The organism is Pseudomonas sp. Root401, assembly GCF_001425105.1.
Classification (GTDB): Bacteria; Pseudomonadota; Gammaproteobacteria; order Pseudomonadales; family Pseudomonadaceae; genus Aquipseudomonas; species Aquipseudomonas brassicacearum.
In genome coordinates this window covers 33,850-47,595 of sequence record NZ_LMDO01000026.1, presented here as the reverse complement: position 1 = coordinate 47,595, position 13,746 = coordinate 33,850, and the positions used below count along the sequence as shown (strand labels likewise).

Annotated in this window: 17 protein-coding genes; 11 read left to right on the top strand and 6 right to left on the bottom strand. The window is 61.3% G+C overall.

Annotated features, from left to right (window positions below; all coding sequences use genetic code 11):
* Positions 1–121: 121 nt before the first annotated feature.
* The 3 genes from ahpC to galU form a co-directional block, all read right to left on the bottom strand.
* The gene (gene ahpC / locus ASC85_RS19745; protein WP_003202998.1) at positions 122–685 is read right to left on the bottom strand and encodes an alkyl hydroperoxide reductase subunit C; all 564 of its coding nucleotides are present in this window, start codon (positions 683–685) and stop codon (positions 122–124) included.
* Positions 686–1,016: 331 nt separating this feature from the next.
* Positions 1,017–2,372, bottom strand: coding sequence for a glutathione-disulfide reductase (gorA, locus tag ASC85_RS19740; protein ID WP_057450988.1), 1,356 nt, complete (start codon positions 2,370–2,372; stop codon positions 1,017–1,019).
* A gap of 355 nt (positions 2,373–2,727) precedes the next feature.
* On the bottom strand, positions 2,728–3,567 hold the full coding sequence (galU, locus tag ASC85_RS19730; protein ID WP_003182953.1) for a UTP--glucose-1-phosphate uridylyltransferase GalU: 840 nt from the start codon (positions 3,565–3,567) through the stop codon (positions 2,728–2,730).
* Between the two features lie 234 nt (positions 3,568–3,801).
* Between galU and ASC85_RS19725 the strand changes: the two genes are divergently transcribed.
* Complete coding sequence (locus ASC85_RS19725; RefSeq protein ID WP_003203002.1) at positions 3,802–4,017, top strand: hypothetical protein; 216 nt, start codon at positions 3,802–3,804, stop codon at positions 4,015–4,017.
* Positions 4,018–4,132: 115 nt separating this feature from the next.
* The gene (locus ASC85_RS19720; protein ID WP_057450986.1) at positions 4,133–4,414 is read left to right on the top strand and encodes a hypothetical protein; all 282 of its coding nucleotides are present in this window, start codon (positions 4,133–4,135) and stop codon (positions 4,412–4,414) included.
* On the opposite strand, the gene ASC85_RS19715 is transcribed toward ASC85_RS19720, so the two are convergent.
* Positions 4,415–4,645: a hypothetical protein gene (locus ASC85_RS19715; protein WP_003203005.1), complete on the bottom strand. Its 231-nt coding sequence runs from the start codon at positions 4,643–4,645 to the stop codon at positions 4,415–4,417.
* A 109-nt stretch (positions 4,646–4,754) separates the two neighbouring features.
* Complete coding sequence (locus ASC85_RS19710; RefSeq protein WP_057450985.1) at positions 4,755–5,105, bottom strand: hypothetical protein; 351 nt, start codon at positions 5,103–5,105, stop codon at positions 4,755–4,757.
* Positions 5,106–5,308: 203 nt separating this feature from the next.
* Here ASC85_RS19710 and ASC85_RS19705 point away from each other — a divergent pair, with 203 nt between their 5' ends.
* The 5 genes from ASC85_RS19705 to ada all read left to right on the top strand — a co-directional run bounded on the left by ASC85_RS19705 (position 5,309) and on the right by ada (position 8,699).
* A complete protein-coding gene (locus ASC85_RS19705; protein WP_003182962.1) occupies positions 5,309–5,611 on the top strand; it encodes a DUF1883 domain-containing protein in 303 nt (100 codons plus the stop codon).
* A 30-nt stretch (positions 5,612–5,641) separates the two neighbouring features.
* Positions 5,642–5,812, top strand: a complete 171-nt coding sequence (locus ASC85_RS32655) for a hypothetical protein (protein ID WP_164488491.1) — start codon at positions 5,642–5,644, stop codon at positions 5,810–5,812.
* Between the two features lie 339 nt (positions 5,813–6,151).
* Positions 6,152–6,871 (top strand): 2OG-Fe(II) oxygenase, encoded by a 720-nt coding sequence (locus ASC85_RS19700; protein ID WP_057450984.1) that lies wholly within the window; start codon positions 6,152–6,154, stop codon positions 6,869–6,871.
* Positions 6,858–7,538, top strand: coding sequence for a DNA oxidative demethylase AlkB (gene alkB / locus ASC85_RS19695; protein WP_057450983.1), 681 nt, complete (start codon positions 6,858–6,860; stop codon positions 7,536–7,538). Before ASC85_RS19700 ends, alkB begins: the two co-directional genes overlap by 14 nt.
* Positions 7,539–7,625: 87 nt before the next feature.
* Positions 7,626–8,699 (top strand): bifunctional DNA-binding transcriptional regulator/O6-methylguanine-DNA methyltransferase Ada, encoded by a 1,074-nt coding sequence (gene ada, locus ASC85_RS19690; protein WP_003203015.1) that lies wholly within the window; start codon positions 7,626–7,628, stop codon positions 8,697–8,699.
* On the opposite strand, the gene ASC85_RS19685 is transcribed toward ada, so the two are convergent.
* A complete protein-coding gene (locus ASC85_RS19685) occupies positions 8,663–9,151 on the bottom strand; it encodes a GyrI-like domain-containing protein (RefSeq protein ID WP_057450982.1) in 489 nt (162 codons plus the stop codon). The genes ada and ASC85_RS19685 overlap by 37 nt on opposite strands.
* 149 nt (positions 9,152–9,300) lie before the next feature.
* Between ASC85_RS19685 and ASC85_RS19680 the strand changes: the two genes are divergently transcribed.
* The 4 genes from ASC85_RS19680 to modC all read left to right on the top strand — a co-directional run bounded on the left by ASC85_RS19680 (position 9,301) and on the right by modC (position 13,631).
* A complete protein-coding gene (locus ASC85_RS19680) occupies positions 9,301–10,371 on the top strand; it encodes an NAD(P)H-dependent flavin oxidoreductase (protein WP_057450981.1) in 1,071 nt (356 codons plus the stop codon).
* A 743-nt stretch (positions 10,372–11,114) separates the two neighbouring features.
* The gene (gene modA, locus ASC85_RS19675; protein ID WP_057450980.1) at positions 11,115–11,867 is read left to right on the top strand and encodes a molybdate ABC transporter substrate-binding protein; all 753 of its coding nucleotides are present in this window, start codon (positions 11,115–11,117) and stop codon (positions 11,865–11,867) included.
* Positions 11,868–12,548: a molybdate ABC transporter permease subunit gene (gene modB / locus ASC85_RS19670; RefSeq protein WP_003203023.1), complete on the top strand. Its 681-nt coding sequence runs from the start codon at positions 11,868–11,870 to the stop codon at positions 12,546–12,548.
* A gap of 3 nt (positions 12,549–12,551) precedes the next feature.
* Positions 12,552–13,631 carry a molybdenum ABC transporter ATP-binding protein gene (gene modC, locus ASC85_RS19665; protein WP_057450979.1) on the top strand — a complete coding sequence of 360 codons (1,080 nt, stop codon included), beginning with the start codon at positions 12,552–12,554 and terminating at the stop codon, positions 13,629–13,631.
* The last annotated feature ends 115 nt before the right edge of the window (positions 13,632–13,746 follow it).

Here is a 13,746-nt window from a genome sequence, read left to right as displayed (position 1 = left end):
GGCGATTTCCATTTTTTGAATTCAGAAAAAAACAACGCCCGAGCGAATCTCGCCCGGGCGTTTTTTGGGGCGAAGCGGCTTACTTGATTAAGAGCGGATCGCCCTCGGATGACTCACAGACTTAGATCTTGCCGACCAGGTCCAGGGACGGAGCCAGGGTGGCCTCGCCTTCTTTCCACTTGGCTGGGCAGACTTCGCCCGGGTGAGCGGCAACGTACTGAGCGGCCTTGATCTTGCGCAGCAGCTCGGAAGCGTCACGGCCTACACCGCCGTCGTTGATTTCAACGATCTTGATCTGGCCTTCTGGGTTGATCACGAAAGTACCGCGGTCAGCCAGGCCGACTTCTTCGATCAGCACGTCGAAGTTGCGGGAGATGACGTGGGTCGGGTCGCCGATCATGGTGTACTGGATCTTGCCGATGGCTGGCGAAGTGTTGTGCCAGGCAGCGTGGGCGAAGTGAGTGTCGGTGGAGACACTGTAGATCTCGACGCCCAGTTTCTGGAATTCGGCGTAGTTGTCGGCCAGGTCTTCCAGCTCGGTTGGGCAAACGAAGGTGAAGTCAGCCGGGTAGAAGAACACGACAGACCATTTGCCTTTCAGGTTGGCGTCCGATACTTCGACGAATTCGCCGTTTTTGAAAGCGGTAGCGTTGAACGGTTTAACTTGGCTGTTGATGATAGGCATCGATGTTTCTCCATCAGGGTTGAAAGTTGATGGAGAGGATCTTAACCACTCATCCCCAGGCTGGCTCATTGGCAAACCTGATGCGAATGATTGGTTTTGGCTATCAGAAATCTATATGGATAGAAAAAATCTGTAGGAGCTGGCGAAGCCTGCGATCTTTTGATCCTTTGATCCTTTGATCCTTTGATCCTTTGATCCTTTGATCTTTCGCTTGAGATGCAAGTGTTTGGGGAAAGATCGCAGCCTCGTTGCACTCGACAGCTCCTACACAGCTCCTACACAGGTCCTACACAGGTCCTACACAGGTCCTACACAGCTCCTACAGGTAGTGTCAGGCGACGGGGGTACGCATCGTTACGAACTCTTCGGCAGCCGTCGGGTGCACGCCGATGGTTTCGTCGAAGTCGCGCTTGGTGGCGCCGGCCTTGAGGGCAATGGCCAGCCCCTGGACGATTTCACCGGCATCCGGCCCGACCATGTGGCATCCCAACACCTTGTCGGTCCGGGCATCCACCACCAGTTTCATCAGGGTGCGCTCCTGGCATTCGGTCAAGCTCAGTTTCATCGGCCGGAAGCGGCTTTCGAAAATCTCGACCTCATGCCCCTCCTCCCTGGCCTGCTCTTCGGTCAGGCCAACGGTGCCGATGTTCGGCAGGCTGAACACGGCGGTGGGAATCATCCGGTAATCCACCAATCGATACTGCTCGGGCTTGAACAGACGCCGCGCCACCGCCATGCCTTCGGCCAGGGCAACGGGGGTGAGCTGGACGCGACCGATCACGTCGCCAATGGCCAGGATCGACGGTTCAGCGGTCTCGTATTTTTCGTTGACCTGGACAAAGCCCTTCTCGTCCAGCGTGACGCCGGTGGTTTCCAGGCCCAGGTTGTCGAGCATCGGCCGCCTGCCGGTGGCGTAGAACACGCAATCGGTGAGCAACGTTTTGCCGTCCTTGAGCTCGACCCTGAGGCTGCCATCGTCCAGCTTTTCGATGGACTTGATGTCTGCGTTGAACTGCAGGTCCAGGCCACGGCGGGTCAGCTCTTCTGCCAGGTGCTTGCGCACCGCGCCATCAAAGCCGCGCAGGAACAGCTCACCGCGATAGAGCAAGGACGTCTGCGCGCCCATGCCGTGGAAGATCCCGGCGAACTCCACCGCAATGTAGCCACCGCCCACCACGATGACGCGCTTGGGCAGTTCCTTGAGGAAGAACGCCTCGTTGGAGCTGATGGCGTGCTCGCGCCCCGGAATGTCCGGGATCACCGGCCAACCGCCCGTGGCGACCAGGATATGCCTGGCGGTGTAGCGTTGGCCGTTGATCTCGACCTCATTGGGCCCGGTCAGCCTGGCGTGACCTTCGTGCAGCACGACACCGCTGTTGACCAGCAGGTTGCGGTAGATGCCGTTGAGGCGATTGATTTCCCGGTCCTTGTTGGCGATCAACGTCGCCCAGTCGAAACTCGCCTCGCCCGCCGTCCAGCCATAGGCAGACGCCTGCTCGAAATCCTCGGCGTAATGCGCGCCGTAGACCAACAGCTTTTTCGGCACGCAGCCCACGTTCACGCAGGTCCCGCCCAGGTAACGGCTCTCCGCCACGGCCACCTTGGCGCCGAAACCGGCGGCAAACCGCGCAGCCCGCACACCACCGGAACCGGCGCCAACCACATACAAGTCAAAATCGTAGGCCATTTTCTATCTCCTTCGGCAGGTCATCAGCATACCTGCTGTTTTCACCTGAGGCAGCGTTGCGATGGTTATGGGGGCGGAACCTGAAAAGCCAAACGGCATTTCTCGCATGCCTTTGTGGCAAGGGGGCAAGCTCGCCCTGGACTTTGTAGGAGCTGACGAGTGCAACGAGGCTGCGATCTTTCCACTGCCCTTTGAGTCGAGAGCGAAGGATCAAGATCAAAAGATCGCAGGCTTCGCCAGCTCCTACAGAATCCAGGGCGGGCTTGCTCCCTCGCCACAGAGTTTTCAGCGCCTGCGATTTGGAGGTATAAAAAAACGCCCCATCGGGGCGTTTTTTTAGGCGTGGCGCAGGCTATCAGTAAGCCTTGCCCGTCTTGTAGAAGTTCTCGAAGCAGAAGTTGGTCGCGTCGATGTAGCCTTCGGCGCCACCGCAGTCGAAACGCTTGCCCTTGAACTTGTAGGCCATGACGCAGCCGTTCTGGGCCTGTTTCATCAGGGCGTCGGTGATCTGGATCTCGCCACCCTTGCCTGGCTCGGTCTGTTCGATCAGGTCGAAGATATCCGGGGTCAGGATGTAGCGACCGATGATCGCCAGGTTCGACGGTGCGTCTTCAGGTTTTGGTTTTTCAACCATGCTGTGAACGCGGTAGATGTCGTCGCGGATCATTTCGCCGGCAATCACGCCGTACTTGTTGGTTTCCTGCGGATCGACTTCCTGGATCGCCACGATGGAGCAGCGGAACTGCTTGTACAGCTTGACCATCTGGGTCAGGACGCCGTCGCCTTCGAGGTTGACGCACAGGTCGTCCGCCAGGACCACGGCGAACGGTTCATCACCGATCAGTGGGCGACCGGTCAGGATCGCGTGGCCCAGGCCTTTCATTTCGGTCTGGCGGGTGTAGGAGAACGAGCACTCATCCAGCAGTTTGCGGATACCGACCAGGTATTTTTCTTTGTCGGTGCCCTTGATCTGGTTTTCCAGCTCGTAGCTGATGTCGAAATGGTCTTCCAGAGCGCGTTTGCCGCGACCGGTGACGATGGAAATTTCCGTCAGGCCCGCATCGAGGGCTTCTTCGACGCCGTACTGGATCAGTGGCTTGTTCACCACCGGCAGCATTTCTTTAGGCATGGCTTTAGTCGCTGGCAGGAAGCGAGTACCGTAACCGGCTGCTGGGAACAAGCATTTCTTGATCATATAAGTCCTTGAAAAGGCGGTGTGTACGAGTTTCGGCGCAGTCTAATCAGGCAACAGGCACCTTACAATGCCCGCGCTGGCCAACCGGTGCCATCATAGAGAAATAAAAAACGGCGGATAGTTCAATCGCCTTTCGTTTCGATGGCTCCAGCGGACCCACTGTACGCCAGTGAGCGCTGTTTGCGAGCATTTGACGTATCATGGTGCCCTTGATCACGCCAATGAGGCAGCTAGATGTCGGCAACAAGAAACGCAAACGGTTATTCGGTCAGCCAGGGCAAGGACGGCCAGTGGTGGATTATCAACTACCACGGCGAGCAGGTCGCCGGTCCCTTGCCCAGCAAGGCCATGGCGGTGGAAGTGGCCGCGGTATTCCAGGATGAGCGCGCGGCCCCCGCAGTGAAAGAACGCGACACCGCTCCCGCACGCAGCCCCCGCCGCAAGAAGTAACCAGACGAGCCTCGTAAAAATGCCACGCGGGCATTGAACGAGGCTTGTTTAGCTGTACCGAAGTGGCCATTCGCTATAATCTCGCGCTTGCCCTTCCCTTCTCGATGACGACCCCATGAAGACACTTCTGGCACTGTTTGCAGTCCTGGCCCTGGCGGGCTGTGCCTCAGCCGAAAAAACCTACCTGGACAACGGCGAACAAGGCCTGACCATCGACTGCTCGGGTGAGGCCAACTCCTGGGCGACGTGCTACGAAAAGGCCGATGCGTCCTGTGCCGGCACCGGCTACCGCATCGTCGGCACTGACGGCACGCCCCAGACCAAGGAAAGCGAGAAGACCCTGGGCGTCGACGTCGGTAACTTCACCAGCCGCAGCGTCGTGGTGGTGTGCAAGTAGTCAAATGTGGATCTCGGCGAACTTGATGCCCAGCCCGCGCAAGGTTTCGATCAGTTCGTCGAGCCGGGCGAAGGACTCGACTTCGTCCTGGTCATCCACCAGGAAAAAACTGCGCCCGGCGCTTTTCTTGAAGAACACGATCCATTCGCCCGGGCTCGCCGGGTTCTGAATCACGTGGGTGGCACAGATAAGACCTTCTGCATGGCGCTCGCGCACCTGCTCGCGTTTCATCGACTGACTCCATAAATGACAATGCCGCCAACGAGAACCGTGGCGGCATTTTTTGTCGAGGGCAGTAGTTTATCCGATGCCCGGTCCGCTCGTCAGGCGCGCAATGCGATCAGCCGGAAATGCAGGCGTTGGCCGCATCCTGCACGTCGCCCGGACGCACCGGGACATTGGACATGCTTTCGTGCAGCTTGATGCTGCTGCCGCTGGAGCGTTCGTCAATGTCGAACACCGCCGCCGGCAGGGTCGACAGTTTGCCCGGGACGATCAATCGGACGCCATTCTTGTGTGGCTCCACTTGCAACGGACCACGACTGCTGGCCAGTTTGTCGGAAACACACTTGGCATATTCGTGAGGTTTCTTTCCGGAGATGACGCTCATGGTGGGGGGCGTCTGGTTGATGTCCGATACCGATGCACATCCACTCATGGCCAATGCCAACACCCACACGCTGCGCTTCATATGATTCCTCCAATAAAGATCCTCCGACAGTGCAGACGCCGTTTTTCTCCGGTGCCGCACCGCTTTATTTTTCCCGCAACCTGCAATAAATGAACAAAGCCTGGAGCGCGGGCCGGATATTAACACTCGGGGCTGATAAACTGCGCATCATTGCCCCTTGCTATCGTTTTGATTTTGTAGAAAAAGCCCTTCTGGAGGCGCCCATGAAATTCATCCACCAGCGCGAGCACCTGAACGAAGACGACATTGTCGTCATCGAATGCTCCCAAATGTGCAACATCCGTTTGATGAACGACGCCAACTTCCGTAGCTTCAAGAACGGCGGCCGGCACACGTATCACGGCGGCGCGTTCGACACCTTCCCGGCCCGGATCACTGCCCCTAGCACCGGTTTCTGGAACATCACCATCGACACCGTCAACCGCCGTGCAATCAGCGTCACGCGCAAGCCGACCCTGACCCACAAGATCAAAATCATCCGGCGTTCCAGCTCGAAACTGAGCTGAGCCTCGCCCACTTTCAAGACAGGCAAAACCGTGGCCCAGACGACCAAATACGTCATCAAGTACAAGCTCAACGACGAACGCCGCTTCGAATTCGCGCAACTGGAAACCGGCACCGAGGAAGAAGCCAGGGCAGCCCTGCAGGCCTTGCACGGCCAGAGCGACGATGTGATCAGCGACGTCAAGGTCAGCAAAGCGCTGTAAGCCTTTTGTCGCGAGGGAACTGCTTCCGCTCGACTCTGTAGGAGCTATGTAGGAGCTGTGTAGGACCTGTGTAGGAGCTGTGTAGGAGCTGTCGAGTGCAACGAGGCTGCGATCTTGTTCCAGACAATTGAATCGAGAGCGAAAGATCAAGATCAAGATCAAGATCAAGATCAAGATCAAGATCAAGATCAAGATCAAAAGATCGCAGGCTTCGCCAGCTCCTACAGAGCCCGGCCCGAGCAAGCTCCCTCGCCACAGGATGCCGCACCGCAAGAATCGGGGTGCCCTGCAACGCAGCGCTGCGCAGACTGGACAGTCCTTCCAACAAGGATTGCCATCATGCCCCCTACGCCTTCCCTGCCCCAACACCTCGCCAACCTTGACGGGCCTACCGTGGAGCAAAATCTCGACCAGGACGGCTGTGCAATCATTCGCAACCTGCTACCGACAACACAATGCCGGCTGCTGAGTGGTCTGTACGCCGAACCCGGGCTTTTTCGTTCGCGGGTGATCATGGCCCGCCATGGATTCGGGCGCGGCGAGTATCAGTATTTTCGCTATCCGCTGCCCGACCTCATCCAGCAGTTGCGCCAGTCGTTGTATCCAGCGTTGGTACCGCTGGCGAACCGCTGGAATGAACACATGGGTATTGAAGTGCGCTACCCCCACGAACACCCTGACTTCATCCATCGCTGTCACGCCGCCGGGCAATCGCGGCCTACGCCGTTGTTGCTGCAATACGGTCCGCAGGACTACAACTGTCTGCACCAGGATCTGTACGGCGAGCAGGTGTTCCCACTGCAGGTGGCGATCCTGCTGTCGGAACCGGGCCGGGATTTTACCGGCGGCGAGTTTGTCCTCACCGAACAGCGCCCGCGCATGCAATCGCGGCCCCAGGTCATCGATCTGAAACAGGGCGATGCCGTGGTGTTTGCCGTACACCAGCGGCCCGTCAAAGGCGTTCGCGGTTATTATCGGGTGAACATGCGCCATGGCGTCAGCTGCGTGCACAGCGGCAGGCGGCACACCTTGGGAATCATTTTTCATGATGCGCAGTAATGACACACCGCTCACATTGGACCTGTTCGCCGACCAGGCGCCCACCCCGCCAGGCCAGGTCGAGCAGATCGGCCAGCAAGCGTTCGTGCTGCGCGGGTTCGCCCTGCCCTGGCTCGAGCGCTTGCTGCCGGCGCTGGAAAGCGTCTTGCAGGCGGCGCCGTTCCGGCAGATGGTCACGCCCGGTGGCTTTACCATGTCGGTGGCCTTGAGCAGTTGCGGTGCGCTGGGCTGGACCACCGACCGCAGCGGCTATCGCTACACCGCCCACGATCCGCAGACCGGCCACCCCTGGCCCGACATGCCGGCGGTGTTTCGCGAACTGGCCCAGGCCGCCGCCCAACAGGCGCACTTCGAGCATTTCGAGCCCGACGCCTGCCTGATCAACCGCTATGTGCCCGGCGCGCGGATGTCGCTGCACCAGGACAAGAACGAACGTTCCCTCGCCGCGCCCATCGTCTCGATGTCCCTGGGCCTGCCGGCGGTGTTCCAGTTCGGCGGCTTCGAGCGCAGCGACAGAAGCCTGCGCATTCCGTTGTTCCATGGCGACATCGTGGTCTGGGGCGGCGTGGACCGCTTGCGTTACCACGGCGTATTGCCGCTCAAGGAAGGCCAGCACCCGCGCCTGGGCGCACAGCGGATCAACCTGACGTTTCGCACCGCCGGATGAAGATGCGGAATTCAACCGCAAGACCCGGAGTGTCGTCACCTCGCAGGCTCACTACTGTAGCCAAAACGGGCCAATGGAATAACGACCATGAACAGCACTTCGAACAATCTCGCCCCTGAACTGGATCCTCGCTGGGCCGCCGTGCTCGCCCGCGATCCACGCGCCGACGGCACCTTCGTCTATGGCGTGAAAACCACCGGCATCTATTGCCACCCCAGCAGCCTGTCGCGCCTGCCCAACCCGCGCAACGTCGAGTTCTTCGACACGCCGGAACAGGCCCAGGCAGCCGGTTATCGGCCCAGCAAGCGCGTGGCCCGGGACCAGACCCAGATCGCCGCCCAACAAGCGGCACGGGTTGCCGCCGCCTGCCGGCAGATCGAGGCGGCCGAGGAACTGCCTGGCCTGAATGAACTGGCAGAGAGCGCGGGCTTGAGTCCCTTTCATTTTCATCGGGTGTTCAAGGCAGTCACTGGCCTGACCCCCAAGGGTTATGCCGCCGCCCACCGCTCACGCAAGGTACGCGAACGCCTGGCCGATGGCGGCACGATCACCGAGGCGCTGTACGACGCCGGCTTCAACTCCAACAGCCGCTTTTATGAGGCAGCCGACAAGGTGTTGGGCATGAAACCCGCCGACTACCGCGCCGCCGGGCAGAACACCGACATCCGTTTCGCCGTCGGCCAATGCTCCCTCGGGGCGATCCTGGTGGCGCAAAGCGAGCGTGGCGTGTGCGCGATCCTGCTGGGGGACGACCCGGACGCGTTGGTGCGCGACCTGCAAGACAAGTTCCGCCGGGCCAACCTGATCGGCGCCGACCGCGAGTTCGAGCAGTTGATCGCCCAGGTGGTGGGCTTCATTGAAGCACCGGCCCTGGGCCTGGACCTGCCCTTGGACCTGCGCGGCACCGCCTTCCAGGAGCGGGTCTGGCAAGCCTTGCGGGACATTCCCGCCGGCAGCACCGCCAGCTACGCCGAGATCGCCCAGCGCATCGGCATGCCCAAGGCCGTGCGCGCCGTGGCCCAGGCCTGCGGCGCCAACAGCCTGGCGGTGGCGATCCCTTGCCACCGGGTGGTACGCAGCGACGGCAACCTGTCGGGCTATCGCTGGGGCGTGGAGCGCAAGCGTCAGTTGCTGGCGCTGGAGCGCTCGTCCGGGGATTGAATGCCGATGTAGATCGCCACCGAGTCGGGGCCGCTGTAGACCTCGAAGTCGGTGGTGAAACGGCGCAATGTCTGCGGGTTATCCGCGAAGTACGCCCAGATCAGGCCCCAGGTCTGGATCACGCAGTCGGGCATCGGCCCCTTGGCCGCAAACATCAGGTAATCCCCGCCCTCGATGTCCACGGCGGGATAGCCGGCGCTGGTCGCATCCACCTGCACCCCGGCCGTCACATCGAAGTGGCCGGTGGCGTCGGACTCGTAATTGGAATACACCCCGTAGACGAACGACTCCGACTGCCGGGCCGGGATCGTGTCGAACAGCCCTTCGTTGAAGAACTGCTGCCACATCGGGCCGATCCGGGCGGTGTCGGACTGCTGCTCGTCGGTGTTGCGGGTGCGCACCTGCAAACCGGCCACGGTGAAGGGTTCGACGGTCTTGAGTTTCACGTCCATGGGTCGGGCTCCTTGATGTATGAAGCCCGCATGGTAACCCTCCCGTCGTCGGGATCAAGTTGCAGCGCTCGATTGAAAAACTCGACTGGCCCTCGCCGGCCCACACCTGCTAAAACCGCTGTTTCCTTCTGCCGTCGGAGACCCCGCACATGAGCCAGTGGCCAGACACTCGCATTCTTGACCTGCTCGGTATCGAGCTGCCCATCATCCAGGGGCCGCTGGCCGGAGTGACCGGGCCGGCCATGGTGGTCGCGACGTGCAATGCCGGCGGGCTGGGTTCGATGCCGGCAGCGATGCTCGATGTCGAGCAACTGCGCCAGGCGCTGACGACCATCGGCGAGCAGACCGACAAACCGTTCAATGTGAATTTTTTCTGTCACCAGCCGCCGGCCTTTGACGAACAGCGGGCCGAAGCCTGGAAGCAACGACTCAAGCCGTACTACCAGGAACTGGGCGTCGACTTCGACGCGCCAACCCCGGTATCCAACCGCACGCCGTTCGATGATGCCGCCTGCCGGGTGCTGGAAGAGATGCGCCCCAAAGTGGTCAGTTTCCATTTCGGCCTGCCGGAAAAATCCTTGCTGGATCGGGTGAAGGCCACTGGCGCGAAAATCCTTTCCTCGGCCACCACCGTCGAGGAAGCCATCTGGCTGGAACAGCATGGTTGCGACGCGATCATTGCCATGGGTTACGAAGCCGGTGGTCATCGCGGGATGTTCCTCAGCGACGACCTCAACACCCAAGTCGGGCTGTTTGCCTTGCTGCCGCAGGTGGTGGATGCGGTGAAGGTCCCGGTGATCGCTGCCGGCGGCATTGGCGATGCGCGGGGGATCGTCGCGGCATTCGCCCTGGGTGCCTCGGCGGTGCAATTGGGAAGCGCCTACCTGTTCACCCCCGAGGCGAAGATCAGCGCGTCGCATCACCAGGCGTTGCGCACGGCCAAGGAAAGCCAGACCGCTGTCACCAACCTGTTCACCGGTCGCCCGGCACGAGGCATCGTCAACCGGGTGATGCGCGAAGTGGGTCCGATGAGCCCACTGGCCCCGGCTTTTCCCCTGGCGGGCGGTGCGTTGATGCCGTTGCGCGCCAAGGGCGAAGCAGACTTCAGCAACCTCTGGGCCGGCCAGGCCTTCCCCCTGGGCCGCGAGCTGTCGACGACCGAGCTGACGCGGTGGCTGGCCGAAGAGGCGTTGGCCCGACTTCACAGGAAGAATGCCTGATCGAACGTCATCGCGAGCAAGCTTGGCTCCCACAGGGGATTGGGGGCAATCGGCACATCCAGGCACACCATCGGACCTGTGGGAGCTGAGCTTGCTCGCGATAGCGGTAGCCCATTCAAAATGGATGCACGCTGACCCACCGTCATCGCGAGCAAGCTTGGCTCCCACAGAGGATTGGGGGCAACCGGCACATCCAGGCACACCATCGGACCTGTGGGAGCTGAGCTTGCTCGCGATAGCGGTAGCCCATTCAAAATGGATGCACGCTGACCCACCGTCATCGNGGAGCTGAGCTTGCTCGCGATAGCGGTAGCCCATTCAAAATGGATGCACGCTGACCCACCGTCATCGCGAGCAAGCTTGGCTCCCACAGAGGATTGGGCGCAACCGGCACATCCAGGCACACCATCGGACCTGTGGGAGCTGAGCTTGCTCGCGATAGCGGTAGCACATTCAGAATGGATGCCAACTGATCCACCGCCATCGCGAGCAAGCTTGGCTCCCACAGAGGATTGGGGGCAACCGGCACATCCAGGCACACCATCGGACCTGTGGGAGCTGAGCTTGCTCGCGATAGCGGTAGCCCATTCAAAATGGATGCACGCTGACCCACCGTCATCGCGAGCAAGTTTGGCTCCCACAGCCTTGCACCTCACTCCCCAGGCAAAATGCCGCGTTCCGTTTGTCGGTCATTCGCTATATATTCAGGTATATAGCGAATCTGCCCCTACGGAATCTAACCTATGCGCCCCACCCGCTTCGCACCGTTGCTGCTGACCACGCTCTTTACCGTTGGCGCCGTCCAGGCCGAGGAGGTGCAGGTGGCGGTCGCTTCGAATTTCACCGCGCCGATCCAGGCCATCGCCGCGGACTTCGAAAAAGACACCGGGCACAAGCTGGTAGCGGCTTACGGGGCCACCGGGCAGTTCTACACCCAGATCAAGAACGGCGCGCCCTTCGAAGTCTTCCTCGCCGCCGACGACACCACCCCGGCCAAACTCGAAAGCGAAGGCGACACCGTCAAGGGCTCGCGCTTTACCTACGCGGTCGGCACCCTGGCGCTGTGGTCGGCCAAGGACGGTTATGTCGACAGCCAGGGCCAGGTCCTCAAGCGCAACGACTTCCAACACCTGTCCATCGCCAACCCGAAAGCCGCACCCTACGGCCTGGCCGCGACCCAGGTGCTGGACAAGCTCGGCTTGACCGCGCAGGTGAAAAGCAAGCTCGTCGAAGGCCAGAACATCACCCAGGCCTATCAGTTCGTCTCCACCGGTAACGCCGAACTCGGTTTCGTGGCCTTGTCCCAGGTGTACAAGGACGGCAAAGTGACGGGCGGCTCGGCGTGGATCGTCCCGGCCGAACTGCACGACCCGATCAAACAGGACGCGGTGATCCTCAACAAGGGCCGGGACAACCCCGCTGCCGTGGCCCTGGTGGATTACCTCAAAGGCCCGAAAGCCGCCGCCATCATCCAAACCTACGGTTACCAACGCTAAATGCCACTGACCAGCGCCGACTATGCCGCCATCTGGCTGACCCTGAAACTGGCGTCATTGACCACGGTGATCCTGCTGCTCATCGGCACACCCATTGCGTTGTGGCTGTCGCGCACCCGCTCCTGGCTGCGCGGGCCGGTGGGTGCGGTGGTGGCGTTGCCGTTGGTGCTGCCGCCCACAGTGATCGGCTTCTACCTGTTGCTGGCGTTGGGACCGAACGGCTGGATCGGCCAGCTCACCCAGGCCCTCGGGTTGGGCACTCTCACCTTCAGCTTCACCGGGTTGGTGATCGGCTCGGTGATCTATTCCATGCCGTTTGTGGTGCAGCCGTTGCAGAACGCCTTTGCCGCCATTGGCAGTCGCCCGCTGGAAGTCGCCGCCACCCTGCGGGCCGGGCCTTGGGATACGTTTTTCAGCGTCATCCTGCCCCTGGCCCGCCCCGGCTTCATCACCGCGGCGATTCTCGGCTTCGCCCACACCGTCGGCGAGTTCGGCGTGGTGCTGATGATCGGCGGCAACATCCCGGAGAAAACCCGGGTGGTGTCAGTGCAGATCTACGACCATGTCGAAGCCTTGGAATACGCCCAGGCCCACTGGCTCGCGGCGGCAATGCTGGTGTTTTCATTCCTGGTGCTGCTGGCGCTGTACTCCAGCCGCCGAACCCGTGCCGGTTGGAGCTGATCGATGATTCACGCGCGTTTGCAGCTCGACCACGGGGCTTTTTCCCTGGACCTGGATGTGCAATTGCCCGGCCGTGGCGTGACCGCTCTGTATGGGCCGTCCGGTTCCGGCAAAACCACCTGCCTGCGTTGCATCGCCGGGTTGGAGCGGCCGGCCCGGGGTTTTATCGAGGTCAACGGCCAAGTCTGGCAAGACAGTGAGCACGCTGTGTTCGTGCCGCCCCATAAACGGTCGGTGGGGTATGTGTTCCAGGAGGCGAGCCTGTTCGCCCATCTGTCGGTACGGGCCAACCTGGCGTTCGGCCTCAAGCGCATCGCGCCGGCACAGCGGCGGGTGGACATGGCACAGGCGACCGAACTGCTGGGCATCGGGCACTTGCTCGATCGGCAGCCGCACAACCTGTCCGGCGGCGAGCGCCAGCGGGTCGGCATCGCCCGCGCCTTGCTCACCAGCCCGCAACTGCTGCTGATGGATGAGCCGCTGGCGGCCCTCGATAGCCGACGCAAAAACGAAATCCTGCCGTACCTGCAACGGCTCCACGATGAGCTGGACATCCCGGTGCTGTATGTCAGCCATTCCCAGGACGAAGTGGCGCGCCTGGCCGATCACATCGTGCTGCTCGACGACGGTCGCGCGCTGGCCAGTGGGCCGATCGGCGAAACCCTGGCCCGGCTCGACCTGCCCTTGGCCCTGGGGGATGACGCAGGCGTGGTGATCGAGGGCAAGGTCAGCGGGTACGACCCGGCTTATCAATTGCTGACCCTGAATCTGCCCGACAGCCAACTGAACGTACGCGTGGCCCACACCTCACTGGCCCTCGGCCAGCCGCTGCGCTTCAAGGTCCAGGCCCGGGACGTCAGCCTCAGCCTGGCGAACGATGCCCAGACCAGCATCCTCAACCGCCTGCCGGTCACCGTGGTCAGCGAACAGGCCGCCGACAACGCCGCCCATGTGCTGATCCGCCTGGAAGCCGCCGGCACCCCGCTGCTGGCGCGCATCACCCGCTATTCGCGCGATCAGCTGAAATTGCATCCAGGGCAGGTGTTGTGGGCGCAGATCAAGGCGGTGGCGGTGTTGGCGTAGGGTCCATACCAGTGGATCACACTGTGGGAGCTGTGGGAACAAGCCTTGCTCCCACAGGTTTGCTCCTGCTGGTTTGCTCCTGCTGGTTTGTTCCTGCTGGTTTGCTCCTGCTGGT